Genomic DNA, 26,434 nt, shown 5'->3' with positions numbered 1-26,434 from the left:
TCATGAACAGCCGCGAGATCATCAGACAGCTTCGCCAAGCGGGCTGGGTATTCCGACATGCGAAAGGCTCGCATCACATTTTCGTCCACCCGCAAAAACCTGGGCATATCAGCGTGCCTCACCCCAAGAAAGACTTGGGAATCGGACTGGTTACGAAGCTGCTGACGCAAGCCGGCCTGAAGTAGCCCGGTATCGCTGGACCACTGGTCCGCACATGGCTTGCCAAGGAAACTCATGAAATATCCAATCGCCATTGAACCCGGCAGCGAGACGCAAGCGTGGGGCGTCGTCGTGCCAGATCTGCCGGGCTGCTTTTCCGCCGCCGACTCAGGCATAGACGAAGCTATCGAGAACGCAAAAGAAGCGATCGAACTGTGGATTGAAACCGCGTTGGATAGTGGCACCCCCGTGCCCGTTGCCACCAGCATTGCGGGTCACCAAGCGAATCCAGAATTCGCAGGCTGGATTTGGGCCATCGTTGAAATCGATCCGGCCGTCATGGACGACACCATCGAACGCATCAACATCACGCTGCCCCGCCGAATCCTTGCAAGGATCGACGCCAAAGCGCGTGCGGCGGGAGAAAGCCGATCTGGCTACATCGCTCATCTGGCGTTGACGCACTAGATTCCGCGACTAGCAGACAGCCCACACCCGCCCCCCGCCTTCAACTCATATACACGCCGCCGTTGATCGCGTAGTTGGCGCCCGTCACGAAGGCGGCCTCGTCGGAGGCCAGCCAGGCGCACAGCCCGGCCAGGTCGTGGGCGGTGCCCAGGCGTCCGACCGGCACGCTTTCGATGATGCGGTCCAGCAGCGCGGGCGGAAAGGCCTTCACGGTGTCGTCGGCGATGAAGCCTGGCGACACCAGGTTCACCGTGACGCCGCGCGCCGCCACCTCCTGCGCCAGCGACCGCGTGAAGCCTATTACCGCGCCCTTGGCCGTGGCGTAATTGATCTGCCCGATCTGCCCTTTTTCCGCCGCCACCGAACCAATGTTGATGATGCGCCCCCAGCCCCGGTCGGCCATGCTGTCGACCACCTGCTTGGTGCTGTTGAACAGCGTGTCCAGATTGCTGCGCAGCACCGCTGCCCAGTCCGCATAGCCCATCTGGCGAAAGCGCATGTCCAGCATCGACCCGGCGTTGTTGACCAGCACGTCGATCTCGCCGACCTCGCGGCGGACTTTCGCGAACGCCGCCTCCGTCGATGCCCAATCAGTGGCATCGCCCTCGGACGCGACGAAGTCGTAGCCCAAGGACGTCTGTTCCTTCAACCAACTATCCCGGCGCAAGGAACGCGGGCCGCAGCCAGCCACCACGCGGTGTCCCGCCTGATGCAGCGCCTGGCAAATGGCGGTGCCTGTGTGGCCCATTCCGCTGGTGACATAAGCGATACGCAAAGCCATGACCACTCCTTAATCAATGTGCGGCATGCGCCGCGAATCAAGCGACCGCGCCCACAAGCGGGAACAGGCCAAACGCCAGGGCGGCTACCAGCATCACCATGCAGACCAGCGTGGCCCACTTCAGCGAATAGCGTTGGTGGTCGCCGAATTCCACGCCGGCCAGGCCCACCAGCAGATAGGTGGACGGCACCAGCGGGCTCAACAAGTGCACCGGCTGCCCGATGAGTGACGCGCGCGCCATTTCAACGGCCGAAATGCCGTAGCCCTGCGCCGCTTCGCTCAGAATGGGCAGCACCCCGAAATAGAAGGCGTCGTTCGACATGAAGAACGTGAACGGCAGGCTGACCAGCGCGGTAATGACCGCCAGGTACGGGCCCATCGCATCCGGAATCACGGCAAGCAGGCTGCGCGACATCGCTTCCACCATGCCCGTGCCGGACAAAATGCCCGTGAAGATGCCCGCCGCGAAAATCAACGACACCACCGACAGCACATTGCCCGCGTGCTGCGCAACGCGGCGGCGCTGTTCGGCCAGGTTCGGATAGTTGATGATCAGGGCGATCGCGAACGCGATCATGAACAGCACCGGCAGCGGCAGAACACCCATCACCAGGCTGACCATCAGCGCCAGCGTCAAGCCGGCGTTCACCCACAGCAGCTTGGGACGGCGCAGGTCGTGGTCGACCTCGATTTCCGGCAGGTTCTTGGGGCCGTCCTCGTCGTAGCCGGCATGCAGCGATGCGCCATCCGGCAACGACAGCACGCCCAGGCGGCGGCGCTCTTTCAGGCCCAGCAGGAAAGCCAGGATCAGCAGCGCCACGATGGCCACCCCCATCACCGGCACCAGCGGAATGAAGATGTCGCCCGCATCCACATGCAGGGCGCTGGCGGCACGCGCCGTCGGCCCGCCCCATGGCGTCAGGTTCATGATGCCGCTGGCCAGCATGGCCAGGCAGGTCATGGACAGCGCGTTCATCTTCAGGCGGCGGTACAGCGGCAGCATCGAGGCCACCACGATCATGTAGGTGGTCGAGCCGTCGCCATCCAATGAAATCACCAGCGCCAGCACCGTCGTGCCCACCACGATCTTCAGCGGGTCGCCCTTCACGGCGCGCAGGATGCGGCCGACGATGGGGTCGAACAGGCCGGCGTCGATCATCACCCCGAAATACAGGATGGCGAACATCAGCATCACGCCGGTGGGCGCAATCTTGCGGATGCCGTCCAGCATCATCTTGTCGATGCCGGCGCCAAAGCCGCCCAGCAGCGCAAAAATAATGGGGACAAGAATCAGGGCGACCAAGGGCGACAGGCGCTTGGTCATGATCAACGTCATGAACGTGATCACCATGCCAAAGCCAAGCAGGGTCAACAGCATGAGGGGTATCTCCGACTAGTCGTTGTTATGTGTGGCGCCGCCCCCAGCAAGGGAGGCAGGTGCGGAAGACTAGGAAGAAAAGCTGTCTGGAACCTGTCGTTTTCTAAAACCCCGGGCGGCTCTTCGCGCCGTTCCACAGGCGGCCGCCCCAGGGAAAGTGACGCGTTTGGACGCAGCTACAATCAGCCGATGCGCATCCTGGTGATCGAAGACGACGAGGATCTGGCCGACGCCCTCGTCCGCCGGCTGCGCCGTCTCGGCCATGCCGTGGACCTTCAAGGCGACGGTCTTAGCGCCGACGGCGTACTGCAATACGAAACCTTCGACCTGGTCATCCTGGATATCGGCCTGCCCCGCATGTCGGGCTTTGACATCCTGCACCGCCTGCGCGACCGGGGCAGCAAGACGCCGGTACTGGCGCTGACGGCCCGCATCGACATCGAAGACCGCGTCCACGCCCTGGATACCGGCGCCGACGACTATCTGGCCAAGCCCTTTGACTTCCGCGAACTGGAAGCGCGCTGCCGCGCCTTGCTGCGCCGGCCCAGCGCGCAAGCCGCCGGCGTCCTGCGCTTTGGCGACCTGATCATCGACAGCGCCGCGCGCCACGTGTCCCTGGGCGGACAGCGCATCGACCTGCCCAAACGCGAATACAGCCTGCTGGAGATTCTGCTGGCCGGCATGAACCGCGCCGTCAGCAAGACCGAGATTGCCAACAAGCTCTTCGCCTTCGACGATGACGCCGCGCCCAACGCCATCGAGGTCTACATCGCCCGGCTGCGCCGCAAGCTGGAAGGCTCGCCGCTACGCATCGAAACGCAGCGCGGCACCGGCTACCTGCTGACGTCCACGGCCCCGTCTGACAGCACCGCGCCCGGCACGCCGCAGGACTAGCCCGTGAAGCCAGGCCGCATTTCCATCCGACGCCGCCTGTTGGCGATGCTGCTGGCCTTGTTCGCCGTAGGCCTGGCCGCGCTCTACCTGCTGGTGCGCGGCTACGCCCAGCAAACCGCGGACACCACCTACGACCAGTTGCTGCGCGCATCTGTCCTGTCCATGGCCGACAGCCTGCAACTGGTGCAAGGCGAATGGCAGATGGACATGCCCTACGCCGCGCTGGCCTTGCTGGAACAGGCGCCGCGCGACCGGGTGTTCTATCGCGTCGCGACCACGGCGGGATCGCTGATTTCCGGTTACGCCGATCTGCCCACGGCACCGGACCGCACAAACGCCGACGATACGCCTCAGCTGTATACCGCCCGTTACCAGGGCGAGCCCGTGCGCGTTGCCTGGATGGAACGCAAGATCGCCGGGCCGCGCAGCGCCGAAGCTGCCGTGATCCAGGTTGCGCAGACCCGAGAAGCCCGCAACGCGCTGGCCGACAGCATTCTCTGGCAAGGCACTTTGGCGCTGATCGGTTTCATCGGTGCGGCGCTTGCGCTGGCCTACTGGGGCTTGCAACGTTCCCTGTCGCCCATCCAACGCATCGAACACGAGTTGGCCACGCGCAGCGCGTCCGACCTGCACCCCATCGCGGCGCCCGTGCCCCAGGAACTGGATACGCTGGTGCATTCGCTGGACGGGTTCATGGCCCGGCTATCCGACAACCTCGACACCTTGCGCCTGTTCATCGCCGAAGCCGCCCACCAGTTGCGCACGCCGCTGGCCGCGCTGCATGCGCAGATGGAAGTGGCGCTGGATGAAGACGACCCCGCCGAACAGCGCCGCAGCCTGTTGGCCGTCTTGCGCAATGCCGAGAAACTGTCACGGCTGGTCAACCAATTGCTTAGCGACGCCAGCGTCATCCACCGCAGCAACGTCAAGCAGTTTCAAGCGGTCGACCTGGCCGAACTGCTGCGCCAGGCCGCCTATGACACCGTGCCGCAAGCCGCCCCCCAGCCCGATGTGCGCCTGCACCTGCCCGACGTCGCGTCCGGCCAAGTGCCTGGCCGCCAAACACCAACCATCCAGGGCGACAGCCTGATGCTGCGCGAAGCCTTCAAGAACCTGATCGACAACGCCTTGCGACACGGCGCCGGCATTTCCAGCCGTCCGTCCAGCCCCACCGACAGCCACCCTGATGGTCACATCGACATCACGCTCAACGCCCACGATAAGGGCTGGCGCATCACCGTCTCCGACCCCGGGCCGGGCATCCCACCCGCGTTGGCCAACGCCGCGTTCGATCGCTTCACGCGCGGCCCCAACCCGCGCGCCGCCGGTGCGGGGCTGGGCCTGTCCATCGTCAAGCGCGTTGTTGTTATCCACCAAGGCCAACTCAGTTTGAGCAACCGCGTGGGCGGCGGCCTGGATGCGGTCATTACCTTACCGGCGAGCCATCATGATGCGTAGCGCGCTGGCCGGGGTGGGCAGGCTGCTTGGCGCCACCGCCTTGCTGTCGGTTGCGGCCGTGGCGACCGTGAGCAACGCGACGGCCGCCGAAGTCAGCCGCGACGGCCTGACGCTTGGCGCCGCGGACAGCAAGAACGTGCTGGTCCTGCATGCGTCCAACAGCGTGGAGGTGTTCAAGGGCGTCCTGCAAGACTTCAGCCGGTTGAACCCCGGCATCCGGCTGGAATACACCGAGCTGTCCACGCAGCAGCTGTATCAGGACACGGTCGCGCGCGCGCAGGGCGACGCCACCGCCAAGCGCGGCCCCGACCTGATCATCAGCAGCGCCATGGATCTGCAGACCAAGCTGGTCAACGACGGCCATGCGCAGCGCCACGTGTCGGCGGAAACCCGCGCCCTGCCCGCCTGGGCGAATTGGCGCGACGAAGTGTTCAGCATCGGCACCGACCCCATCGTCATGGTCTACAACACGGACAAACTCGCCGCCGCGCGCGTGCCGCATACGCGCCGCGCGCTGCTTTCCCTGCTGCAAGCCCCCGACCGCCCGTTGGCCAACAGCATTTCGACCTACGACGTGCAGGGCAGCGGCATCGGCTATCTGGCCGCCACGCAGGACACGCGCCTGGACAGCATGGCCGGCGCCTTGCTGGCCGCGTTCGGCCGCAATGGCGTCACCACCCACGAATCCACCGAAGACGCGCTGGACAAGCTGGAACGCGGCGAGATCACGCTGGCCTACAACCTGCTGGAGTCTTACACGCGGCACCGCATCGACCAGGGCGCGCCACTGGCCATCATCTACCCGCAGGACTACACGCTGATGCTGTCGCGGTCCGCGATCATTCCCAAGCAGGCGCCGCGTGGCGACCTGGGCGCCTTGTTGCTGGACTACCTGCTATCGCCACGCGGACAGGAAATGCTGGCAAAGCAATCCGGCATGCGGCCCGTCAATGCCTCGGTCATTCCGGCAACGGGCATCCGCCCGATGGCGCTGGGCGTGGGATTGCTGGTGTATCTGGATACGCTGAAAAAACGTCATTTCCTGGATCTATGGCGGGCAGCGATCCTGCCGCCGGGTGACGCGCCCCGCCCTGATGGAAACATCCCGGTACGCACGCATCAAGCTGATCATTAATTCAACGCCGCAGCCTGGATGACGCATGAATGTTGCGCAATGATCGCAAATTCGCGCGCATAATTTCCGCTCGGCCCGACGGCCACGTTGGAGACACACCATGCTCAAGCATCAGATTGTCTTCTCCCGCGCAATGGAGGCCGTGCACCATCTGACCGACTCCAACCCGCCCTGGCAAGACATCCTGCGCACAGCGCGCGATCTGGTTGGCGCCGACAGCGGCACATTGATCGTGTTCGACGCGCGCAACAAGCTGTCAAACCTGTCCGCCATCGGCTTTTCCGACGCCTGCTTCGCGGACTACCAGGGGCATTACTACCGTCACGACGTGCTGGAACATGACTCGCGCACGGCGCCCGCCGGCACCTGGCTGGACACCGCCCGCATGTACAGCAGCGCCCAACTGCAGCGCACGGAGTTCTACGCCGACTTCATGGTCAAGCACCGCATGGCGCAGATTATTTCGCTGATCGTCGAGTCCAATTCCGTGCTGCATGCGTCCATCGGCTTCCAGCGCTCCACCATCGACGCCAAAGCCAGCAAGCGCCTGCAGACGGGCGACTTCGCCCAGTACTTCCGCCTGCTGCAAAGCCAGCTTGCACAGCGCCAGAAGGCCTTGGCCATCGGCTGGAAATCGGTGGAAAGCGCCTTTTCGGAAGTCAACGAAGCGGTGCTGCTGATCAACCAGGCGTCCATGGTCAACAAGATCTCGGCGCTGGCTCGGCACTATGTGGAAGAGGCCCGCGGCTGGATCGTGCGCGGCGACAAGCTGCGCCACATCGACGCCAAAAGCCAGCGCCTTTTCGATGTCTACTGCGCCGCCACCTTCAACGACGGCCGCACACGATCGCTGGCCACGGCCGCAGGCTGGGGTGAATTCGACTGGATGGACATCAGCGCCGCGCCCGATGCGTTGAGCCTGCTGGGGGGCCGGCTGCTGCTGGTGCGCTTGCGCCGCAAAAGCGCCTTCGCCAAGCCCGACGTCGACAAGCTGCAATCCGTGTTCGACATCACCCACGCCGAAGCCGCCGTGCTGGCGGGCCTGGCGGCGGGCCACAGCGTGGAAGAGGTGGCCACGCTGCGCCAGTCATCCGTGCTGACCGTGCGCAAGCAGGTTGCCTCGTTGCTGAGCAAGATGGAATGCAGCCGTCAGGCGGAACTGGTGCGGCTGGCATCCCTGCTGTAGCGCAAACGCAGTATGCGCCCCGGTAGCCGTCCCGGGCGTCCACGCCGGGCGTAATCAATTTTGGGTATGCGGTGGGCACCCATGCGGCCCTACGATGAGTCCGAAGCCATGAGGGAGAGGGATTGCTATCGTGATCAAGGAGTCGTTCATGAAGACTGTCCTTTCGTTCCGTGTGTTCGTCCCGGTGGTGCTGGCCGCCGCCGGCCTGCTCTCCGGCCCCACTTTTGCGCAACAGGCCGTCGCGCCTACGACCGCCGTGCAAACGCCCGATGTCCCGAAAAGCCACGACGACGTCATGCGCGACCTGACCGCCTGGCGGGAGTCTGGCGTCGAGCAAAAATGGGAAGGCGATGAGACGCCCGACATCTACAGTGGGGCATATGTCGCCAGCTATAGAAAGTACGTGGACACGGTGCAACCCACCAATGCCACGCCCCCGATGCAGTCGCCGTCGCAGGGTCAAGGCAAATGGTGAGCATGGCGGATAGGCATGGCGGCAAAGGCCGGTAGTGAAGTTTTCCGGTCTGCCGCCATCGGGCGGTGTGATCTTGATGGTTGCCGCTGCGTTCTCTGCGCTTTCTTCGTTCTGCTACTCGCCCTTGATCCCCGCCGATTCAATCACGTCGGCCCAACTTCCCGACCGGGTTTGCACCCATTCTTTCGCTACAGCGTGGCCGGAAAATGGTGCACGCATGCCCAGGCTGGCAATGCTGGCCAGAAACTCCGGCGACGCGTACACCTGCGCCAGGGTTTCGTCCCACTTCGCGGCAACATCGGCCGGTACACCCCGCGGCGCCATCACAAGAAAGGCGAAGGCCGCTTCAAAGTCCTTCAAGGATTCCACGCCCAACTGCGCCATCGCTGACACGCCGGGCAAATCAGGGTCGGGGTCGCGCGATGAAACGGCCAGCGCGCGCATCTTGCCTGCCTTGACGTGCGGCTGCACCGCCGACGCCGCCAGGAATCCAGCCTGGATCTGATCTCCCAGCAAGGCGTTGACGGCGCCCGCGCTGCCCCGGAAAGGAACGTGCGTCACGTCGAAGCCGAGGCTCAGCTTGAGCTTTTCGAAAGCCAGGTTTCCCGGGCTGCCGTAGCCGGCGGACGAATAAGTGATGACATTCGATTTGGCGAAGTGCAAGAAATCTTGTAGCGTCGCCACGCCCAGGTCGGGGCGAACGGCAAGCGCCAATCCGAAGCTGCCCGCGATGCTGAGCGGCTCCAGGCTTTGGGTGTAGTCTTCGGCCCGGTCCTTGAAGACGTGCGGGTTGACCGTCATCAGAGTATCCAGGGTCAGCAGAAGTGTGTAGCCGTCAGGATCAGCATTGGCGACGGCCTTGGCGCCGATGTTGCCGGATGCCCCCGGACGATTCTCGACGATGATCGTCTGGCCCAACAGCTTGCCGGCGTGCATTGAAATGGCGCGGGCGCAGATATCCAAAGGACCCGCGGGCGAGGAATTGACGATCAGCCGAATGGAACGCGAGGGGTAATTGGTGGGAGCGGCGGCCGGTGCTGCGGCAGCCGGTGCCGCGGCGGCCTGGGCAGCGGCCGTCGTGCTTGCAACGAACAACGCCGTGCAAATGAACGACGCCGAGCAAAACAAGAACCGCGATGACTTGAACATGGTGTTCTCCTGGGTGGCGGCGGCTGGCAGGCAGCCTGCCTGGCGAAAAAATCAGGCCATTGCCGAGGGGTTCGGGCTGGTTTCCGCGTGGCGGATCATCGTTTGCGACAGCGCCATCAGCAGCTCACCGCGCCGCGTCTCCGCAGCGGGGTCGTGCCAGAGATTGCGCAGTTCGTGCGGGTCTTCGTGCAGGTCGTACAGTTCGCCCCAATCCGCGTCGGCGTACACACTCAAGCGGTGGCGCGTCGTTTGCAGCGTTCGCATTCGCGTGCGGCCGGGAAAGCCGAACATCGTGCGTTGGCCTTCCTCTTCGATCAGCAGCGCATCGCGCACCGTGTCACAGGCGCCAGCCATCAAGGGCAGCAGGGATTGGCCTTGCATGCCGTTGTAGGCGGGCACCCCCGCGCGCGCCAGCACGGTGGCGGCGATATCAGCCGTGGAGCACAGCGCTTGGCTGCGCGAGGCGGCCGGCGTGGCTTGTGGGTCGTGCCAGATGAACGGCGTGCGGATCAGGCCCTGATAGTGGATGGGGCCTTTGAACAATAGTTGGTGGTCGCCGAAGAAGTCGCCGTGGTCGCTGGTGAAAATAACCACCGTTTTCTTGTCCAGGCCCGTGTCGCGCAACGCCTGAATGACGCGACCGATCGTCGCGTCGATATGGCTGATGGAACCGTAGTTCAGCGCAATCGCTTCCCGCGCTTCGCGTTCGGTGCAGGCGAATACGGCCGGCGTGTGTTTGACCGCCATGTTCAGATCGCGCTGCCGATACAACCACGCCACGTGCGGGGGTGGATGATGATGGACGGCCCGGCTGGCGTGAAACGATACCGGCAGCGTCACGTCGTCCGGCCGATACTGGTCCCAATATTTGCCAGGCGGCGTGTAGGGATGGTGCGGATCAGGAAATGAACACTGGATGAAGAACGGGGCTGGGCCGGCGGCGTGCTGGCGCAGTTGAGCAATGGTTTGGTCACCGATGTAGGCGGTGGTGGAGCATTCCTCGGGGACTCGCGTGCGCCACGCCTGACGGTGCTGGGTCAGCACGAAATCCGGCGTGCTGAAAGCGTGCTCCGGCCCCCACACCCGCCGCGCTTCTGGGTGTTCCAGGGCAAGCCAGCGTGCGTAATGGCCACCGACCTGATCGCCGTGATCAAGCGCCAAGCGCACGTGGTCGAAGCCGTAGAACGGCGTCTTCACGTCATGGCCGGGATGATCGCGCCACATTGGCCCCCACTCTTGGTCGTAGTCGCCGGGCTCGGGCCGCCACGCTTCGCCCCGTGTAACGTTGTCGTTTGGCGGTGGCCAGGCGGGGCCCGCTCCCGTCATGTTCTGCAAGTGCGATTTCCCGATCAGCGCGGTGGCGTAGCCGGCGCCGCGCAGCCGTTCAACAAAAGTCGTTGCGCGCTGGGATAGTGCAATGCCGTTGTGGCGCACCCCATGCGCCGAAGGCATGCGGCCCGTCATCAATGTGGCGCGATTGGGCATGCAGATCGGTGACGCGACATAGAAGCGGTCGGCGGACCACCCCTGTTCGGCCAAGGCATCCAGCGCCGGGGTTTGCAGCAGGGCGTTGCCGTAACTCCCCACGTGATCCGCGCGCTGCTGATCCGTGATGAACAGCAGAAAGTTGGGCTGCAAGTTGGGCTGCAAGTTGGACTGCATAGCGGGCTGCATCGGGTCTCCTTGCCTTTGGCTCATGTCGGCCTGGCTGTTTTGATGCGGCCATTATGGGTAGCGCTTTGAGCGCCTGCGAGCCTGTAGCCCCTTATGTAGGACGTATTCGCGGGGTCGCTAGCACTGTCGATTGAGATAACCCGCGGACGCAGAACACGCTGAGCCAATTCGCTGACGCTCACGCTGTCAGGAAACCGACGAACGTCTCGCCCAAAAAAATGCCGGGCCGCTTGAGCGGCCCGGCATTTTGATTGACGTCCTTACGCTTACTTCTTCGACGCGTCCTGCTCCACCACCATATCCAGCACATACACCTTGGACGGTGCGTCGGCCGGCGGGTTCCTCCAGTCGTAGCGCTTCACGCGCAGCACGGTGCGCACGCCTTCCTGGTGCTCGAACCCTTCGATGGATTGATACAGCGGATGCCATTTTTCCTGCGTCGGCTGCTGCACGCCGGCTTCGTTATAGCGGCGCTCACGCACCATCAGGCATTGGTAGTTGGGAATCATGGGATGGCTGCACTCGGCCTTCTTGGCAGCCACTTCCAGGAACATGATCTCGCCCGCGCTGCCATACAGCGTCTCGGGCGTGGGTTCACCCACGAACTTCAGCACGGTGCCGTCCTTGCCCACGAGCTCCAGCGCGGGCTCATGCGTATCGCCAGACAGCGTCGTCCGCAGATCGCCCTTCAGGCGCTCGTTGATCTCGGCATCCAGTTGCATCAAACTCTGCTCGCAAGCCTTCATCGTGGACGCCAGGTTATCCACTTGCAGCACGCCATTCTGATAGCGATAACCGCCAAACTGCGTATTGCAGCCCCCCCGGATATTCAAGGCCTCCTTCGTGAAGGCCAGGCGCAGCTGATGCTCAACGCCCGGCTGCAAGGTCGGAATCGACTTGCCGGCTGCATCGGTGGCGGAGACCAGACGCCAGTAATACGCGGGCAAGCTCAGTTGGCTGGCGGGCGACGTCGCGGTAGAAGTGGGCATGGAGGACGATCCTTCGCTGGGAGACGAAACGGGAGCGCAAGCCTGTAGCAGCGCGGCGCATGCGGACGCAAGTAGGATTATTTTTTTCATGGTTCGTTCCTATGAGCCGTATGGCACTGATCAAAAGCGGCATTCTACGTCCGTGGTATGGACGGATCAGGCGAAGCGCGGGCCAGAGGGTTTCAAAATCTTGCTGGAGGGCGCGGTTGTTGGGCCCGCTATTCCGGAGTCCAAAGCAATGAAACGGGCCGCTCTTGGTAAGTCGCTGGGCGCCAACTTGAGTACAAACGGATACGAGTTGATTTGAATGACAGAACTAAGCGGACAACACATCGGCGCCATTGCAGGACTGGTCTTCGTCTTGGCGTTCGTCGTTTATATTTCTTCTGCAGCGTACTTCTACTACTTCAAACTTGACGACGCCATCCGATTGACGAGCCACCCTATAGCGAAGGGCAGGACCAGATCCCAGCTAACGCTCTATGAAAAACTGGCCATTGCCACAACGCTTTTGATATGGCTATCCCTTCATAAAGCGAATTTTTGGCCACTCAACAATATTCATAAGATTTATGTTGAAAGCGATGTTCGCACCATACCTTCCGATATAAAAATTCCGCTGTTCCTCGCTTACGGCGGAATGACCGTTTCGGTCTTGGCATTGATCGTCGGAGGAGCGCTACGGAATTTTTATGCGTGACCCTGTCACTGCGCCGTAACGCCCCGCACGCCCCCTCTACCCCACCCGCAACATCCCCATCTCTTCCCGCACCACGCCTCGCTGCGCCAGGCCGGCTATCGCGTGTCCGATGCGTGCTTCCGCATCCGCCAACGTACGCGACATGCCCAGCAGCCGGCACACTGACTTGATCACATCCGATTTCGGCGCGTTGCCGGTCATGGCCAGCACGTGCAGCACGCCGTTCGCCAGTTCCTGGATGCAGACATCATCCACGCGGCGGCGCGTGGCGTCGTCGTCGCTTGCGCCGCGAAAGCCGGTCCAGGTTTCGGGTGTGACGCCGGCGGGCCAATAGAACGTGGCCTCGCCTTCATCCGTCTGACCCACTTCCATCGGGGTCAAGGTCCGCAACCGTTCAACGATCCGGACGCCTGTGCGTTCCAGGCCCCAGGCGCGGGCGACTTTACGGTGCAGCACGGTCTCGGCAATGGGGCCTTCAGTGTCGATGACCAGGCGTAATTGTTCCGCCAATTGCGCGTTGTTGGCGCGGCTGTAGAAGGCGTCTGGGTCACCGGCGGCAGTGCTCAGGTCGGCCAGTTGATAGGTCGCGATGCCGCCCGTGGATGCGCTGACTTTCGCGCTGTGCGCCGACGCCCACGCGATATCGCCCTCTTCGGTCTTGATCACAAACTCCACGGCGCCTTCGGGTTCGGTAGCGGCTCTGGCATCGGCTCTGGCATCGGCTCCGGCTCCGATTGCGGCTTCCGCTTGAATAGCAGCTTCGGCGTCAACTTCGCTTTCGACCTCGGCTTCAACTTCGGCTTCGCCTTCAGCCTCTGCGTCCTCCACATCAGGCTCGCCCTCGACCATGCGTTCCAGCTCCGCATTCAAGCGGGCCAAGATCTTCTCCACCTCTCGTTCAGGGTTGATCCACCAGTCGGTGGACCACACCCGATGCAAGCGCCAGCCCAGCCCTTCAAGCACCACCTGACGCAAGCGATCGCGATCGCGCGCGGTGGCGCCTGAGTGATACGCACGGCCGTCGCACTCGATGCCCATCAGATAGCGCCCCGGCGCGCGCGGGTCCACCACGCCCATGTCGATGCGGTAGCCGGAGCAGCCCACTTGCGGGTGCACCACCCAGCCATGATTGCGCAGCACCTTGATGACCTGGGTTTCAAACGGGCTGTCCGGCTCGCGGCCGGTCGGCAGCGACTGCTCGACCAAGGCGCGCGGCCCTTTCAGCGCAAACTCCAGGTAGTGCTTCAAGTCGCGCACACCCCGGGCGCGCACGCGCGACAGGTCGATCTGTTCCGGCATCAACGTGCTGTAGATCACCACGCCTTCGCGCGCGCGGGAGATCGCCACGTTCAGACGGCGGTGTCCGCCTTCGCCGTTCAGCGGCCCGAAGTTCATCGTCATCTTTCCGGCGGGGTCCGGGCCAAACGTAATCGAAAAATAAATCACGTCACGCTCGTCGCCCTGCACGTTCTCCAGGTTCTTGATGAACAACGGTTCACGGGATTGCGCCGAGATCGCCTTGTCGAGTTCCGCATTGGCGCGGCGGCGCGCGTCCAGCAGGGTTTCGATCAGGGATTGCTGCGGCTGGTTGAACGTCACCACGCCCAAGGTCTGACGGCGGCGGGACTTGTCCAGATAGTGCTGTTCGATGCCTTGCACGATGGCTTCGGCTTCGCGGCGGTTGGTGCGGCTGCCGCCCCGGTCGTAGATGCCCGCGACCTTCTCCAGGCGCACGGCCAAGTCATCCGTCACGGGCGACGGGAAGGTGATCAGCTGCGAGTCGTAATAGGTGACGTTGCTGAACGTGATCAGGCTCTCGTGCTTGCTGCGGTAATGCCACTGCAAACGCAGGCGGTTCATGTCGGCGCCCAGGCATTCATCCAGGATGCTCTCCAGGTCTTCGACCTGGCCATCGTCACCCGCGCCATCGTCTTCCGGCGTGGACTTGCTGAAGAAGCTGGTGGGCGGCAACTGCTTGGTGTCGCCCACCACCACCACTTGCTGACCGCGCGCAATGGCGCCTACCGAATCCCACACTGGAATCTGCGAGGCTTCATCGAACACCACCACATCAAACTGCGAATGGCCGGCGTCCAGATACTGCGCAACCGACAAGGGCGACATCAGCAGGCAAGGCTTGAGCTTGGGCAGCAGGGAGGGCAAGCGCTGCATCAGTTGGCGCACGGGAACGTGGCGCGTCTTCTTTTGCAGTTCGCGGCGCAGCAGGCCCAGCTCGCTGTCCGGGCTGACCAGCACGCCGTTGCCATCGGGAACTTTGCCGGCCAACACAGCGGCGATGTAGGACGACGTCAGTTTCTGGAAGCGGTCGTCGGCATCGCGGAATTCGCGGATCTTGCGCTCGTGGTCGGCGCTGGAAAACGCACGCAACACGGGGGTATGGTCGATGACCTTCTTCACCCACCAGTTGCGGTAGCTGAACTCAAAATGCGCTTCGATCTGCTCCAACGGCACGCGGCCCTGCTCAAGAGATGCGACCAGGCCTTGCAGTTGCGACGCAATGGCTTGCTCGCGCGCCTGGCGCCATACACACCACGGCATCAAGAACTGCTTGTTATGACGCCAGCCCGCCAGCACGCCCTGAATGCGTTCCAACGCGCCGTTGGCATCCGATGCGCCCGCCAGCGCTTCGGTGGGTTTGGCCAGCGCATCAACTTCCGCCATCCGGTCTTGCAATGCACGCCACGCGTCCCGATAGGCCAGCAACGACTTACCCAGCGGCGAACCCGGTTGCAGGAAGGCGCGGTTTTCACCCACCAGCGCTTGCAGGCGGGTTCGCAAGTCGGCAGCGGAGACGGGGTCGCCCGCCACCTGCGTGACCGCATCGGCAAACCGCGCCGCCCATTGCTCATGGCGCTGGACCTGTTCCCAATCCGTGGACAGACCCGTGTAGCTGTCTTGCAGCAAACGCTGCGCGTCTGCCTTCAACACAGCCAGTTCGCGGTCTTCGGTATTCACCAGCGCCAAGGGCGCCAGCATGGCGGTAATCGCGGCCTCGTCCGGCCGCTGGCCGTCCGTGCGATACATCGCCAGCCGCTTGCGGATGCCGCCCTTGGCGAAGACAGACTTCGGCCACCATGCCGAACATGCGGACAGCCACTCGGCCTTCAGCGTATTCGCATCAAGCTCGGCCAACTGCGCGTTCCATTGCGCGCCCACCTGCGCCCAATGCGCGTTGCGCGCCAGGCCGTGGCGAGCCAGCACCTGCACTTGAAAGCGGGCGGCCGGGTCGTGCGCTTGCGTGGCCAAGCCCGCAGGCACTTGGGGCGCGGCAAGCAGCACGTCGAACAACTGATCCAGATGCGCGTAGGCATCCAGGCTCAAGCCTTGCGCCGGCACCCCGACGCCCTCGCCCGCAGCAATCGCCTGCGCCTGGAAGCCTGCCACCGCTTGCTCCAGCGCCTGCGCCGCCGCCAGCAGCGCATCTTGCCAACTGGGGCTCCATTCGGCCATGCCGATATGCGCCAGCGGATGGCCATGCAACACGCCAAGTTCCTTGGACAAGGTCGACATGCGGCGCGCGGTCTCGCGCAGTTGCGCAAGGTCTTTGACTTGATGCGCCTGCGCATCGGCCCAGAACATCGGCGACGGCTCCTTGCCCGCGTTCTGGATGCAGGTGCCAATGGCGTCATACACCGTCAGGCCATTGGCATGCGTGTGATGCAGCGCATCGACCAAGCCGTTCAAGTCCTGGCGCAGCACGGTCAGGCGCTCGGCTTCACGCGCCCAGTCATCGCCGGTGCGCTGGCCGCTGTGGTCCAGCGCCTTTCCAAGCTGTTGCAGCACCTCGGATTTGCGCGCCTTGGACGAATGTAGTTCCAGGCAGAACGGGCCCAGGCCAATATTGGCCAAACGGCGGTGCACCACTTCCAGCGCGGCCATTTTTTCCGAGACGAACAACACCGTCTTGCCGCGCGCCAGCAGATGCGCGATCAGGTTCGTGATGGTCTGGCTCTTGCCCGTGCCGGGCGGTCCTTCCAGCACCAGGTCGCGGCCCGCGTCCACCGCGCAGATCGCCTTCAATTGCGACGAATCGGACAGCAGCGGCGTCAGCAGGTCTTCGGGCTTGTAGCTGTCGTCCAGGCGGTCAAAGCGTTGATCAAAAGGTTCTTTTGCAAACGCCTGCCCCGGGTGATCAATCAAATGCCTGACGACGCGGTTGGCTTTCAACTGCTCGGTGCGGTCTTGCAGGTCTTTCCACATCAGGTACTTGGTGAACGAGAAGATCCCCAGATGCACCTGTTCCAGCACCTCCCAGCCCGCGATTTCCCGCACGGCCAGCCGGAACGCCTGCAACACGCGCGCCACGTCCACGCCCTTGTCATCAGCGGGCAGGACATCCAGGCCCGGAATGCGCAGCTCGTAGTTGTTGCGCAGCATCTGCAGCAAGGTGGGGTTGATGATGGTCTCGTCGTCGTGGCGCACCAGCCGGAAGCCGCTGCGCACCGACTGCCGTTGCAGCGACACCGGCACCAGGATCAGCGGCGCCAGATGCGCGCTTTCCGCGCCGGGGCTTTCGGTCCAGCGCAGCATGCCCATCGCCAGGTACAGCGTGTTGGCGCCGCCCTCTTCCTGCCCGGTGCGTGCCGCGCCGAAGATGGTCAGCAGGTTGGCGTCCAGCGCTTCCTGCGCGACGCGCGCGATCAGTTCCTTGTTGCTCAGTGCGTCCAGCGCCATGTCGTCCAGCGGCGCACGGCCGCCCCGGCCCACATGCACCTCGGCCACGCGCGGGTCGCTGCCATCCATCAACGCGGCGGGCAACGGGCGAATGCGGAATTCGCTGCCATCGACAATGGCGTCTTCCAGCCGCGCCAGGTCCGGCACGACGAGCGGCAAGGTCGACTTGGTCAGCTTGAAGTTCAGCAGACGGTTGCGCAGCGTCAGGTCCAACAGGCGCGATTTCCACTTGGCCAGCCGGCCTTCCGGCGTGTCGTCGGCGGGCTCCAGGCTGATCACGAATTCCGGGTCCAGCGGCGGCAGGTCAGGCGTGGGTTCGATGGTGGCGGGAAGCTCGGCGTCATCGGCATCCGTCGGCGCAACCGACACCCCCCGCGACGGCAAGGGCTTGATCTGCAATTCCCGCGCGCGATGCACGTCGATGGCGTATCGAAAGGTGTTCTCTTCGCGCAGATGCGCCGCGCCCTGTTCCAACGCGCGTCGCAACGACGGCCGGAAGTTGGGATGCTGCGCGATGCCGGTCGTTTCAAAGACCAGGAATTCGCCGCTGTCCACGCGCTTTCTTACCGCCTGCACGTCGTCCGTCAACGGGTCTGCAAAGCACGCTTGATGCAGCCACACGCCCACCCAGGCGTGCCCGTCCTTCATCAGGATGACCGGCCGCAAGCCGGCCTGCTCCAGGCAGGACGAGAACAGCATCGCCAGGTCCAGGCACGTTGCGACCCGCGCGTCCATGATGCGATCCGGCGTGCGGATCTTCTGGCCGTCCACGCCGAAAGACGCGGGCGGCTCGGCGTAATGCAGCGATTCGGCCGCCAGCGTGCTGTAGATGGCAGACACCTGCTTCCACACAACGTCGCGGCTTTTGGACTGGTAGCCGTTCATCTGCAGATCGGCGTGCTGCGCGCGCAGCAGCTTGGACGCCTTGCCGATCAGCCCGTCCACGGCCGGATTGTTCGGCATGGAAAACGCGGCCAACAATTCCGGCAAGGCGCGCGTGCCGGCCCATTGGTCATAGGCCAACACGGTAATCGCTTGCGAAGCCCGGCCTATTTCCTGCATGCCGGACTGCACCACCACACCGATGCTGGCGCGCACGGCTTCTTGCAAGTCGGCCACGTAGCTGTGGTCGGGCGTCAGGTCCAGCGGGGAAATCCGGTGAATTTCTCCCGGCACCAACACGTCAAAGCGCAGCGTCACCGGTTGGGCAAAGGCGGGGTTGCAGCGAAGCCGGACTTCGATGTTCTCGAAGGTGTGCGCCGAGCGGTTTGTCACGCGCAGCGTCCGAACGATGGGAACCGCGTTCTGAATCGAGGCGTAGCCTAGCGTGGGATCAGCTTCGATATCGATGGTGATGGCGTCGAGCGTGTTCGGCCCCGGGGCATCCACCACGTCCGCCTGCATCGCGCCGGTCTGCGCCGCGCCCTCCTGGATCGCCGGCGGTTCCAGGTCTTGTCGCTTATCCATCGATATCTCTCGGTTCGGTTCCGCGCGGGCCTATGCCGGCAGCGAAAATCTGCAATGCAGGATTTTAAGACGCGATGACGCCGCTGCCCGCTGGAAACAGAAAGTTTTGCGTATCGGCGTGAATATCAGCGGTATGCGCCTTACACAGCCCCCGCCGTGCTATTGCCCTGGTGGATATGCCGGGTCCGTCAGGCAGGCCTGCACCCATTCGGTATCGTCCGACGCGTCGATCTCGCCATCCAGCTTCGGCAGCGGCTTGTCGGCATACACGTACTGCGGCGCCTGGGGCTGCCGGTTCCAATTCGCCTTCGTATCGCCGACGGTGGCGCAGGCCTCGTCGGCACTACTGAACGAGCAGGACGCGATCACACGCGGCTTGCCGTCAACCACGTTGGCGACGTAGCGCTTGGTGTAGACCGCCCCCGACGCCCAGGATTCGTCCACCGAGCACACGCGGTCGTTGTTCTGGTAGTGGCGAATCGCGAAGCAGTCGTAGTAATCATGCGGCAGCACGTCGCAAGACGTCCAAAAGCCCGCGAACGCGCCGCCCGTGAATTGGGACTGGAACTGCTGCTGCTGAACTGCCCGGCGAATGATGGTGGGCGTGGCGGACCCTTTGCCGGTTTCCTTGAACTGCGCGCTGCGGTTCTCGATCAGCTCGCGCGCAATTTTGCTCGCGCTCTTGTCATCCGGCACGGCGTCAGGGTCCGTGAGCAGGCGGTCCAGCGCACGGTCACGCGCCTGGAGCCAGCGCTTCTGGCTGGCGACCAGCATCGCGCGGATGCTGTCGTCCGGGGCCTGCTTCAAGATCGCCTGGTAAGCGCGGTTCAGCCCGGCATCGGCCGCCACCGTTGCCTTGTCGGCGCAGATCAGCTTTTCGACGGCGGTGCCGGCCTTGGCGCAATTGATCGCCATCGCCGGCGAGGACAGCGCGAACACGCCGGCCAGGAATAGGCCCTTAACTGCGAAACCCGCGAAACCTGCGGAGCGTGCGGAAAATGCGGAACGTGCCAATGTCATTGCGTTCTTCTCTCTTGCAAGGGCTGCCGGTTTGGCTTTGCGGCTAGTGACGCAAGCGCAGCGCGCCATTCTGCATGAAAACCACTTACAAAATAGAAACAGAGTTCAACGCTCTGAAACGTGTACCCGGGCTATCCTGCGCCGGCTTCCACTTCCACTTCCGCTTCCTCTACCGAGACCCGCTCCCTACCCATGCGCATCCGACTCGCCCCGCTCCTGTTGTCCCCGCTGTTGGCCTGCGGGCTGCACGTGCCCTCGGCATGGGCGGACACCACCGTGCCCTCGCTGGACAAGGCCCGCAGCGCCATCCAGACGGAAGACGCCCGCAGAATGTACGACAGCCAGATGAGCGGCGCGCCGCAACCCGACGGGCTTGGCGTTGCGCTGCCCGCCGGCTTCACACGCGACTTCCTGGTGCAGCAATTGGCCCCTGGCCAGGATCCCAAACGGCTGCTGGTAGCGGGTGCCAAACCCTGGGCGCAACGCCCGGGAACGTTTGTCGCGATGGTGTGCCTGGCGGCCACGCCCGAACGCGCGGCGCGACTGATCAAGTTCGGCGGCGGCGAATGCGCCGACCTGTCCAGCGACGATGACAAGAACAGCGTCTGGTTCGGCGTGTTCGGCACGACGCCGGGCAAGGCCCCCACGCTGCTGGCCCGCACCGATGGCCCCGTCAAGACGCCCACCGACTGGCGCAATACCGACATCGACTTGCCCCAGGACCTGGCAACGGAAGACCCCAACGCCCCTCTCCTGTCGATGCCCACGGAATGGAAGCGCTTCGACCTGGCCGCCTACAAGATCGCCCCCGGCGCCGTGGCCTTCGGCGTGCGCGCCGGATGGAGCGAAGGGTATTCCGGCGGTGGCGCCAACTTCGAGGCCCTGTACCTGTTCCACATCGACGGCCCCACGCTGCGCGTGGTGTTCGCGCAGCCCATGTCATTCTTCAAATCCATCGCCGGCGACTGGCACCCCGACGGCACACGCGACCACGACATGTCCGACGCCAGCAACATCCTGGTGGTGCTGCCAGAGAAAACAGACGGGTACTTTGACCTGCAACTGCGCCAGCAAGGCGGCAAGTGGCGCAAGACGTTGAAGTGGTCGGCGGTGGAACGCAGGTATCGATGATGGGCACGGCGTTCCACCAATTTGACGGCGTAGGATGGGTGAAGCGCGAAAGACTCAAGGCAAAAATCCAACCGCCTCAACGCGCGCAACCCATCATGCAGCATCCCGGTTCTTTTGGCCTGCAGCCACAACGCAACGTCTGCATGATGGGTTGCGCGCGTTGCGGCGGCGGCGTTCTTGTTGTTGGTATCTCGCGCTTCACCCATCCTACGAATTGGGGGAACGACGTCCCGTGCGCAGGCATGCGCTGGAAGAGCCTCTCAATGTATCGTCCGCGCTCCTTTGCGCGCGCGCTTGATGTCATACATGCGTGCATCGGCAAGACGGACCGCGGCTTCGGCGTCCAGGCCGCGCGGGTCGACCGCCACCACGCCGACGCTGGCGCCTTCATAGGGTTCCACCGCATCGCCCAGTTGATAGCGGCCGATGGTGGCTTCGGTGGCGCGTTCCTCCAGCGCGCGGGCGGCGTCTGCGGCTTCGCCGCCTTGCGCCTCGCCGCCCGGGCCGATATTGCCGCGTTCGATGGCGGGGCCGGGGCCGATCAGCACGAACTCGTCGCCGCCGATGCGGCCCAGCATGTCGGACGTGCGCAAGGAGCTGGCCAGCCGCCGGGAAATGTCTTGCAGGAACACATCGCCTTGCTGGTGGCCATAGGTATCGTTGATGCCCTTGAAGCCGTCCAGGTCGATCACACCGACCAGGACGCTGCTGCCTTCGCGCAGCGCCCGCTTTTCCAGCCGTTCCAGTTCTTCGTACACGGCGCGGCGATTGGGCAGGCCGGTCAAGGGATCAGTCAGCGCGTAGGACATCAACTGGACATTCGCGGCCTGCAGTTGCTCCATCAAGATTTCGCGTTCCAGGAAATTGGCGATGACGTTGGAGAACAACTTCAACACGGCCTCGGCCTGCGGCGGAATCTGATGTTGTTGCGCGCTGGCCGCGCACAGCGTGCCAAGCAACGTGCCTTCGTCCGTGCGTACCGGCGCGCTCACGTATGTCTGGATGCCCAACTGGCGGGCGGCTTCGGAATCCGACCAGCAGGTGGCGACGTCGCTTGTGCACATGCGGCCTTCTTCCAGCGCTCGCTTGCACAGTGTGTCCGACCACGGCACCGACAGGCCCTCGGGAATCTGCATGTCGCCCACATTGCGGGCGAACCGCACATGCTGCAGATCGGCTTTCAGGTCGATGGCGGTCAGGTAGGTGGATTCCAGCCCCGTCACGCTGCCCAACATGTCCAGCAGCGGGCGGGTCAATTGCTCAACCGTCTTGGCTTGAGGCAGTGAATTCGACAGTCCGGCAAGTATCGGATCCATATTGCGTCTCCTCGAGGCGCGCGACGCCTGCCGCGCGGTATGGCGAGCCCGGCGCATACGGGCCGGGCCGGTCAAACGAACATTATGCACGCGAGGTAGCGCTGACTCGCCCGGACGGCGCATCATGCAAAAACCCGCACTCCCCCAGTTGGGGGAAGTGCGGGTTTTCGTTACTGGAGCACTCAGGCGGCTTGCACCGCCCGCTTCAGGCTGATCAGCCTGCCACGCGGAAACGCTCGGCGTCGTCCATGAAGGGCTTGTCGCCAAAGCCGTTTTCGTTCGAGCCGAAGGGCATTTGCGCGCGCAGCTTCCACGAGGCGGGCACGTTCCATTCACGCGCCACCACGCCGTCGATCAGCGGGTTGTAGTGTTGCAGGCTGGCGCCGACGTCGGCGTTGGCCAGGGTTGACCAGACCGACAGTTGGGCCATGCCGCCCGCCTGTTCCGACCACACCGGGAAGTTGTCGGCGTACAGGGCAAACTTCTCTTGCAGGCTGCGCACGACGTCCTGGTCTTCGAAGAACAACACTGTGCCGACGCCGGCGGCAAAGCTCTTGAGCTTGGCTTCGGTCTTGTCGAACCCTTCAGCCGGGGCCACCTTGCGCACCTCTTCAATAGCCAGGTCCCAGAGCTTCACGCTTTCGGCGCCAAACAGAATAACGGCGCGCGAGCTTTGCGAATTGAACGACGACGGGCTGTGCTTGATCGCGTCTTGAATCAGGGTCGTCAGTGCTTCCTTGGAGGCCGACACGTTGCGACCCAGCGAATACTGCGTACGGCGCTTTTTCAGTGCGTCGAGATAAGCGTTGCTCATGTGACTTTGACCTTTCGACTGGTAGATAGGGGGTGATATGGGAAGGAATTCTAACGGCAGGACCGTGACGGCTGCACTAGCTCCCGCCTCAAAACGGCCGATTTTGGACGGAACAAACTGTTCTATTGATGGAACCAATGGCGCGAATGATGTCACCTACAGGGCAATTTCCGACTGCCCCGCCCGCACGATTTCCAGCATCCAATCCCGCAACGCACAGACCCGTGGATCCGCATCGCTCCCTGCCGGGTACACCAGGTGGTAGGCATACTCGGGCGCGACCCGCACGCCGACGTAGCACCTCGTAGGATGGGTGGAGCGCGGGAGGCTGTCTCTAAAGACGCCATCGCTGAACGCGCGAAACCCATCGGGCAGCGCTTGCATGGTGGCTAAGCTTTTCAAAAATTCAGCGTTGCTTGATGGGTTTCGCGCGTTGGGCAGCCGTGTTCTCGCCCAAGGGCCTCTCGCGCTCCACCCATCCTACGAGCTACATCACGTCATCTGGCGGCGACGTAGTCCGTAGGATGGGTGGAGCGCGGGAGACTGTTCCTAAGAACATCACCGCTGAACGCGCGAAACCCATCGGGCAGCGCTTGTATGGGGGCTAAGCCTTTCAAAAATTCGGCGTTGCTTGATGGGTTTCGCGCGTTGGTCGGCCGTGTTCTCGCCCAAGGGCCTCTCGCGCTCCACCCATCCTACGAGTTGCGCTGTGTCATTTTTAAGGCGACGCGCGGGCGACTTGCTGGGGTTATTCCGCCATCTCGGCCCCACGCCCGATCAATCCGCCCGAAAGCCCGTGGCTTTCACCACGTCTGACCAGCGCTTGGATTCGGCGGACAACAAGGTCTGCAACGCCTTCCGGTCGGAACCGACAACGACGAAGCCGGCCTCGGTCAGGCTGCGCACCGCGGCCGGCTGACGCAGCGCGGCGGCGCTGTCTTTCTGCAAACGGTTCAACACCGCGTCCGGCGTACCGGCGGGCGCGAACAAGGCGAACCACGCCCCGAAATTGACATCCGGCAAGCCGCCTTCGGCAAAGGTGGGCACCGTGGCCAAGGCGGGCGAACGTTGCGCGCCGGTAATGGCCAGCGCGCGCATCTTGCCGCCCTGCACCTGCGGCACGGCCAGCGCCGTGGTCACAAACGCCGCCTGCACCGCGCCGGACACCAGGCCCGACACCGCATCACCCGTTGAACGGTAATGGATGGCCTCGATCTTCATGCCCGCTTCGCGCGCAAAAAGCTCGGCGCCGAAGTGGCCTGGCGTGCCCGCGCCGAAGGTGGCGAAGTTGATTCTGTCCGACGCCTTCTTGCCACCCGCAACGAACGCAGCCAGGTCCTTGTACGGAGAGTCGACCGGCACCACCAGCACGAAGTCGGCGCGCACCACTTCGGAGATGGGCGCAAAATCGCGCGGCGGGTCGTAGTTCAGGTTGCGATAGGTGGCGGGCGAAATGCTGATGGAGCCGACCTCGCCCAGCAAGATCGTTTGGCCATCGGCCGGGCTGCGCGCCACGGTCTGCGCGGCGATCTGCCCGCCCGCGCCCACCTTGTTTTCCACCACCACGCTTTCGCCCAGCAGCGGGCCCATGTGTTGCGACAGCGTGCGCGCCACGATGTCGGGCCCGGTGCCTGGCGGGAAACCCACATTCAGGCGCACGGGGCCATTGGGAAATTGCGCCATCGCGGCGATGGGCAGGCACAGCATGAAACCGCCCAACAGGCGGCGCAGCGTTGAGGTCATGGTTGTCTCCAGGTCGTTTTTATATTCATGCCACGGCGGATGCCGAGGGTTCAGCAAATGCGGTAGAAGCGCAGCTCAACCCGGTCGGGATAGCGCGCGCCTGTGCCGATGAAAAGGCTTTCGTTCATCCACGCCAAACCCGGCGATGCGGTTTCAAAGCGCGGATAGCTGCGGAAATAAATGCGTGCGGGGTCCACGGGTTCACCGCGCACCAGGCGGGCGATGTCATCCGCGTGGCCTGTGCGTATGCCGGTGTTTTCGACGTAGATGCGTTCGCCGTCGGTGGTTTCGATGACGTAGCGCGCATGGATGTCGGTGTACGTGGCCGAGCGGATGATCTGGAAATCCGCACCGCCCGGCAGCACTTTGCCGCGCAAGCGCGGGCCATCCACCGTGCCGCCCGTGATCGGAATGACGCGGCGTCGGCCCTGCGGGGTGTCGCCCACTTCTTGCGGCGGGCCGACCTCGACGATGACCGTCGTTATATGTTCCAGTCGCGGCGCCAGGGCGTCCGCCGATGCCTCGGGACGGCTCATGGTGTTGACTCCCGGCGCTTCTTCAAGGCGGCGGGGTCAAACCCTGCCAGTTGTTTGTAGCGCAGCGATACCGCCGCCAGCTCTTCTTGCGTGATCACGTCGTGTATGTCCGTAAAGCCTTGCGGCGCGCGCTCTTCGGCCATCTGCATGACCTGCTCTGGGCCATTCAAGCGGTTGCGCAATACGATGCCGGCCGTGCGCGGCAGGCGTTCGGCCTCATATTCCAGCAACGCGATGTCAAGCGTGCGAACACCGCCGGCGGCCGCTTGCGCCAACCAGTCCGACAAGCAACGCGCGTCCAGGATGGCCTGAGCCGAACCGTTCGAACCGATGGGGTACATGGGGTGCGCGGCGTCGCCCAAGAGCGTAACGCGGCCCCGCGTCCAACGCGGCAGGGGGTCACGGTCCACAAGCGGAAATTCGTAAATGGCTTCTGCGCCATCGATGATGGCGGGAATGTCGATCCAGTCCCAGCGCCAATCGGCAAAGCGATCCGCGAAGACGGATTTGTCGACCTGGCGGTTCCAGTCGGTGGCGGGCAGTTCGGCATCCGGCACCGAGAGCTCCGCGATCCAGTTGATCAGCGAACGCCCTTGGCGGCGCAAGGGTTCCGAAATGGGATAGCAGACGAACTTCTGGTCCTGGTGGCCCGCCATGAACATGCTGCGGCCGTCCAGGTACGGCGGGGCCTCGGTCACCGCGCGCCACAACATGCGCCCGGAAAAGCGGGGTTCGTCGCCGATGGGATGCAGTTGGCGGCGAAGCGCGGAATGAATGCCATCCGCCCCCACCAGGATGTCGCCATGCACGCGATGCGTGGTCCCGTCCGCGCGCCGCCGGAACACGGCGGTGGCGCCGCTTGCGTCCTGCTCGGCGGATTCCAGCACCATACCCGTGACGATGGCGCCCTCGCCCAGGCGTTCGCGCACGGCTTGCGCCAGCATCATCTGGAACTCTCCGCGATGCACGGAAAACTGCGGCAAGGGATAGCCCGCCTGTAGCCCGCGCGGCTCGCGCCAGATCGGCTGGCCAAGCTTGTTGTAGTAGTGCAGTTGCGAGGTTTCGATAGCGCGCTCGGCCAGCCCGGGCATCAGCCCTAGCTGCTCCAGTTCACTGACGGCGTGCGGCAGCAGGTTGATGCCGACGCCCAAGGGCCTGAGTTCCTGCGCGCTTTCATACACGCGGCAATCGATGCCGCGCCGATGCAACATCAGCGCAAGCGTCAGACCGCCGATGCCGGCCCCGGCAATGACGATTTGCATGTCT

General features: G+C 63.8%; 21 protein-coding genes. 9 read left to right on the top strand and 12 right to left on the bottom strand.

Annotated elements, in window-relative coordinates; translation table 11 throughout:
- The first annotated feature begins 2 nt into the window (after positions 1-2).
- Positions 3-185 (top strand): type II toxin-antitoxin system HicA family toxin, encoded by a 183-nt coding sequence (locus P8T11_RS26140; protein ID WP_268079350.1) that lies wholly within the window; start codon positions 3-5, stop codon positions 183-185.
- Between the two features lie 49 nt (positions 186-234).
- On the top strand, positions 235-627 hold the full coding sequence (locus P8T11_RS26135; protein ID WP_268079351.1) for a type II toxin-antitoxin system HicB family antitoxin: 393 nt from the start codon (positions 235-237) through the stop codon (positions 625-627).
- Between the two features lie 40 nt (positions 628-667).
- On the opposite strand, the gene P8T11_RS26130 is transcribed toward P8T11_RS26135, so the two are convergent.
- Together P8T11_RS26130 and P8T11_RS26125 are read right to left on the bottom strand one after the other, a co-directional pair.
- Positions 668-1,408, bottom strand: a complete 741-nt coding sequence (locus tag P8T11_RS26130; protein WP_268079352.1) for an SDR family oxidoreductase — start codon at positions 1,406-1,408, stop codon at positions 668-670.
- 37 nt (positions 1,409-1,445) lie between these two features.
- Entirely contained in the window at positions 1,446-2,786 is a 1,341-nt protein-coding gene (locus P8T11_RS26125; RefSeq protein WP_277549605.1) for a CitMHS family transporter, read from the bottom strand.
- Positions 2,787-2,975: 189 nt separating this feature from the next.
- Between P8T11_RS26125 and P8T11_RS26120 the strand changes: the two genes are divergently transcribed.
- From P8T11_RS26120 to P8T11_RS26100, 5 genes are all read left to right on the top strand, one after another.
- A complete protein-coding gene (locus tag P8T11_RS26120) occupies positions 2,976-3,680 on the top strand; it encodes a response regulator transcription factor (protein WP_268079353.1) in 705 nt (234 codons plus the stop codon).
- A 3-nt stretch (positions 3,681-3,683) separates the two neighbouring features.
- Positions 3,684-5,138: a sensor histidine kinase gene (locus P8T11_RS26115; protein WP_268079354.1), complete on the top strand. Its 1,455-nt coding sequence runs from the start codon at positions 3,684-3,686 to the stop codon at positions 5,136-5,138.
- Positions 5,131-6,273: an ABC transporter substrate-binding protein gene (locus P8T11_RS26110; RefSeq protein ID WP_268082502.1), complete on the top strand. Its 1,143-nt coding sequence runs from the start codon at positions 5,131-5,133 to the stop codon at positions 6,271-6,273. Before P8T11_RS26115 ends, P8T11_RS26110 begins: the two co-directional genes overlap by 8 nt.
- A gap of 100 nt (positions 6,274-6,373) precedes the next feature.
- Positions 6,374-7,459: a LuxR family transcriptional regulator gene (locus P8T11_RS26105; RefSeq protein WP_268079355.1), complete on the top strand. Its 1,086-nt coding sequence runs from the start codon at positions 6,374-6,376 to the stop codon at positions 7,457-7,459.
- A gap of 148 nt (positions 7,460-7,607) precedes the next feature.
- Positions 7,608-7,934 (top strand): DUF4148 domain-containing protein, encoded by a 327-nt coding sequence (locus P8T11_RS26100; RefSeq protein ID WP_268079356.1) that lies wholly within the window; start codon positions 7,608-7,610, stop codon positions 7,932-7,934.
- Positions 7,935-8,048: 114 nt separating this feature from the next.
- Here the strand turns inward: P8T11_RS26100 and P8T11_RS26095 are convergent, their stop codons facing one another.
- The 3 genes from P8T11_RS26095 to P8T11_RS26085 form a co-directional block, all read right to left on the bottom strand.
- Positions 8,049-9,083: a Bug family tripartite tricarboxylate transporter substrate binding protein gene (locus tag P8T11_RS26095; protein WP_268079357.1), complete on the bottom strand. Its 1,035-nt coding sequence runs from the start codon at positions 9,081-9,083 to the stop codon at positions 8,049-8,051.
- Between the two features lie 51 nt (positions 9,084-9,134).
- On the bottom strand, positions 9,135-10,757 hold the full coding sequence (locus P8T11_RS26090) for a sulfatase family protein (protein ID WP_268079358.1): 1,623 nt from the start codon (positions 10,755-10,757) through the stop codon (positions 9,135-9,137).
- A gap of 266 nt (positions 10,758-11,023) precedes the next feature.
- Positions 11,024-11,746 carry an META and DUF4377 domain-containing protein gene (locus tag P8T11_RS26085; RefSeq protein WP_277549606.1) on the bottom strand — a complete coding sequence of 241 codons (723 nt, stop codon included), beginning with the start codon at positions 11,744-11,746 and terminating at the stop codon, positions 11,024-11,026.
- Positions 11,747-12,053: 307 nt separating this feature from the next.
- On the opposite strand from P8T11_RS26085, the gene P8T11_RS26080 reads away from it, so the two are divergent.
- Positions 12,054-12,446 carry a hypothetical protein gene (locus tag P8T11_RS26080; protein ID WP_268079361.1) on the top strand — a complete coding sequence of 131 codons (393 nt, stop codon included), beginning with the start codon at positions 12,054-12,056 and terminating at the stop codon, positions 12,444-12,446.
- Between the two features lie 36 nt (positions 12,447-12,482).
- Here P8T11_RS26080 and P8T11_RS26075 read toward each other — a convergent pair whose 3' ends face one another.
- The gene (locus P8T11_RS26075) at positions 12,483-18,608 is read right to left on the bottom strand and encodes a DUF3320 domain-containing protein (protein ID WP_268079362.1); all 6,126 of its coding nucleotides are present in this window, start codon (positions 18,606-18,608) and stop codon (positions 12,483-12,485) included.
- A 159-nt stretch (positions 18,609-18,767) separates the two neighbouring features.
- Positions 18,768-19,628 (bottom strand): lysozyme inhibitor LprI family protein, encoded by an 861-nt coding sequence (locus tag P8T11_RS26070; RefSeq protein ID WP_268079363.1) that lies wholly within the window; start codon positions 19,626-19,628, stop codon positions 18,768-18,770.
- Positions 19,629-19,820: 192 nt separating this feature from the next.
- On the opposite strand from P8T11_RS26070, the gene P8T11_RS26065 reads away from it, so the two are divergent.
- Positions 19,821-20,759: a hypothetical protein gene (locus P8T11_RS26065; RefSeq protein WP_268079364.1), complete on the top strand. Its 939-nt coding sequence runs from the start codon at positions 19,821-19,823 to the stop codon at positions 20,757-20,759.
- Between the two features lie 260 nt (positions 20,760-21,019).
- On the opposite strand, the gene P8T11_RS26060 is transcribed toward P8T11_RS26065, so the two are convergent.
- The 5 genes from P8T11_RS26060 to P8T11_RS26040 all read right to left on the bottom strand — a co-directional run bounded on the left by P8T11_RS26060 (position 21,020) and on the right by P8T11_RS26040 (position 26,430).
- Entirely contained in the window at positions 21,020-22,075 is a 1,056-nt protein-coding gene (locus tag P8T11_RS26060; protein WP_268079365.1) for a sensor domain-containing diguanylate cyclase, read from the bottom strand.
- A gap of 214 nt (positions 22,076-22,289) precedes the next feature.
- A complete protein-coding gene (locus P8T11_RS26055; protein ID WP_268079366.1) occupies positions 22,290-22,889 on the bottom strand; it encodes a nitroreductase family protein in 600 nt (199 codons plus the stop codon).
- Positions 22,890-23,666: 777 nt separating this feature from the next.
- Positions 23,667-24,632: a Bug family tripartite tricarboxylate transporter substrate binding protein gene (locus P8T11_RS26050; RefSeq protein ID WP_268079367.1), complete on the bottom strand. Its 966-nt coding sequence runs from the start codon at positions 24,630-24,632 to the stop codon at positions 23,667-23,669.
- A 50-nt stretch (positions 24,633-24,682) separates the two neighbouring features.
- Positions 24,683-25,168 carry a DUF3237 domain-containing protein gene (locus P8T11_RS26045; RefSeq protein ID WP_268079368.1) on the bottom strand — a complete coding sequence of 162 codons (486 nt, stop codon included), beginning with the start codon at positions 25,166-25,168 and terminating at the stop codon, positions 24,683-24,685.
- Positions 25,165-26,430 carry a flavin-dependent oxidoreductase gene (locus P8T11_RS26040; RefSeq protein WP_268079369.1) on the bottom strand — a complete coding sequence of 422 codons (1,266 nt, stop codon included), beginning with the start codon at positions 26,428-26,430 and terminating at the stop codon, positions 25,165-25,167. Before P8T11_RS26040 ends, P8T11_RS26045 begins: the two co-directional genes overlap by 4 nt.
- Between the last annotated feature and the right edge of the window lie 4 nt (positions 26,431-26,434).

It is taken from the genome of Achromobacter spanius, assembly GCF_029637605.1.
Lineage (GTDB): Bacteria > Pseudomonadota > Gammaproteobacteria > Burkholderiales > Burkholderiaceae_B > Achromobacter > Achromobacter spanius_E.
This window is presented reverse-complemented; position numbering and strand designations above follow the sequence as displayed.